Genomic DNA, 2,043 nt, shown 5'->3' on the forward strand with positions numbered 1-2,043 from the left:
GTTCCACGGTCAGCCATGCTTCCCAACAGTCAGCTTAATAAACCCGCCCCCCAAGCGGGTCAAGGCAAGAAAACGGCTGGAGTTGATGGAATGAGAGCAATCTCTCCAAGACAAAGGTTTGAACTTGTGGAGAGCATTAAGGGAAACCTCAAAGCAAAACCACTGCGACGGGTGTGGATTCCAAAACCCGGCAGGGATGAAAAACGCCCTCTAGGAATACCCACAATCCAAGACAGAGCAAGGCAAGCCTTGGTTAAATCGGCTCTCGAACCTGAATGGGAATCGAGATTTGAAGGCACAAGCTATGGGTTCCGTCCCGGACGGTCAGCCCAAGATGCAATTGGTATAATTTACAGTGCCATAAATCAAGGACAATACTATGTTCTCGATGCAGATATAGCAAAATGCTCTTACCGTGAACCATGATTACCTACTGTCCAAAATTCATTGTCCAAGCAGCCTAAAGAGAGACCTAAAACAATGGCTCAAAGCGGGCGTGCTAGATAACGGCGTTTTCGATGATACAGAAACAGGGACACCCCAAGGAGGGGTAATAAGTCCAATACTCGCCAACATCGCACTGTTGGGAATGGTTAGGTTCATAGAGACAATGTATCCTAAGAAAGCAAACAGAGCGCAGGCTACTGTTATAAGATACGCCGATGATTTTGTAGTGATATCCCCATCACTCGAAATCATTGAACAGTGCAAAACTGCTATTTCCGAATGGTTAAAACCTGTGGGACTAGAAATAAAACCTGAAAAGACCCGAATCTGTCACACGCTCAAACCCATTGAGTACAATGGCAAAACAGAGGAGCCAGGATTTGATTTTCTAGGATTCACCATTAGGCAATATCCTGTTGGGAAATATAAATCTGGGAAAATAGGGGGAAGGACAAGCCGATTAATCGGTCACAAAACCTGCATTAAACCCAGCAATAAAGCAGTTAAAGCCCACACAGAAGAGATTAAAGGTGCAATAAAACAACTTAAAACCGCACCCCAGTCAGCCCTGATTAGCAGACTAAACCCGATTATTCGAGGATGGTCAAACTATTATTCAGCGGTAGTCTCAACAGAGACCTTCAATAAACTGGACAACAAAGTTGGGTTAATGTTACGGGCATGGACAGTATCAAGATGCGGAAAGGCAAGCCACGATAAGCTAGGAAACTATTTCAGAAATGGAACGGTTAAACTTAGCAATGGGAAAGAAAGACATGAATCTTGGTTGTTCCAGACTAAGGATGGACTCACATTATGGCAACATAATTGGACTCCGATTGTCAGACATACCCTAGTGCGCCCTGACGCAACACCATACGACGGAAACTGGACTTACTGGGCAACCAGACGAGGACAGGCAATTGAAACGCCTAATAGGGTAGCAAAACTACTCAAAAAGCAAAAAGGTAGGTGTACTTGGTGTGGACAGTATTTCGCGCCATCGGATTTAGTTGAAGTAGACCACATTGTACCTCGAAACCTCGGTAGAAAGGGTGAATACAAAAATCTTCAACTATTACATCGCCACACCCGCGATAATAAGACGGCACTAGACAACGCCAACGCATTAGGGGTCGAGAATGGAGTCGCCTCCATTCCCTCCCATTCAAAACCGTGCTTGAGACTTTCACCTCACACAGCTCCTAGTCTGACTGTTCCATTGTTATGGATACAGCTTTAGCCTTGTCTAGGGCTGTCTTGTCATCGCGGGTGTGGTGGTGCAGTAATTGAAGATTATTGTATACATCCTTTCCGCCTAGGCATCGAGGTACAATATGGTGAACCTCAATTACGTCTGATGGTGTAAAGTATTGTCCACACCATTTACACTTACCTTTCTGTTTCTTGAGTAGTTTTGCTATCCTTGTTGGTGTTCCAATTGCTTGTCCTTTTCTGGTTGCCCAGTATGTCCAGTTTCCGTCGTATGGTGTTGCGTTCGGTCTCACTAGGGTATGTCTGACTATTGGTGTCCGTGCGTTAAGTACAGGACAAAAGTTGTAGAGCCTGGTGAAACCGCCCTGAAAACAAAGGCAT

General features: G+C 45.1%; 1 protein-coding gene and 1 pseudogene. One reads left to right on the top strand and one right to left on the bottom strand.

All coding sequences use genetic code 11. The features are described 5' to 3' along the window. Window positions 1-15: 15 nt before the first annotated feature. Window positions 16-1,690, top strand: a pseudogene (gene ltrA / locus P5683_RS24345) (group II intron reverse transcriptase/maturase). On the opposite strand, the gene P5683_RS24350 reads toward ltrA, so the two are convergent. After that, window positions 1,653-2,043, bottom strand: a 391-nt coding sequence (locus P5683_RS24350) for an HNH endonuclease signature motif containing protein (protein ID WP_315641164.1), incomplete at its 5' end; no start/stop codon positions are given. The pseudogene ltrA and the gene P5683_RS24350 sit on opposite strands and share 38 nt — an antisense overlap.

The sequence above is a fragment of the Limnospira sp. PMC 1279.21 genome, from assembly GCF_032349615.1.
GTDB lineage: Bacteria > Cyanobacteriota > Cyanobacteriia > Cyanobacteriales > Microcoleaceae > Limnospira > Limnospira fusiformis.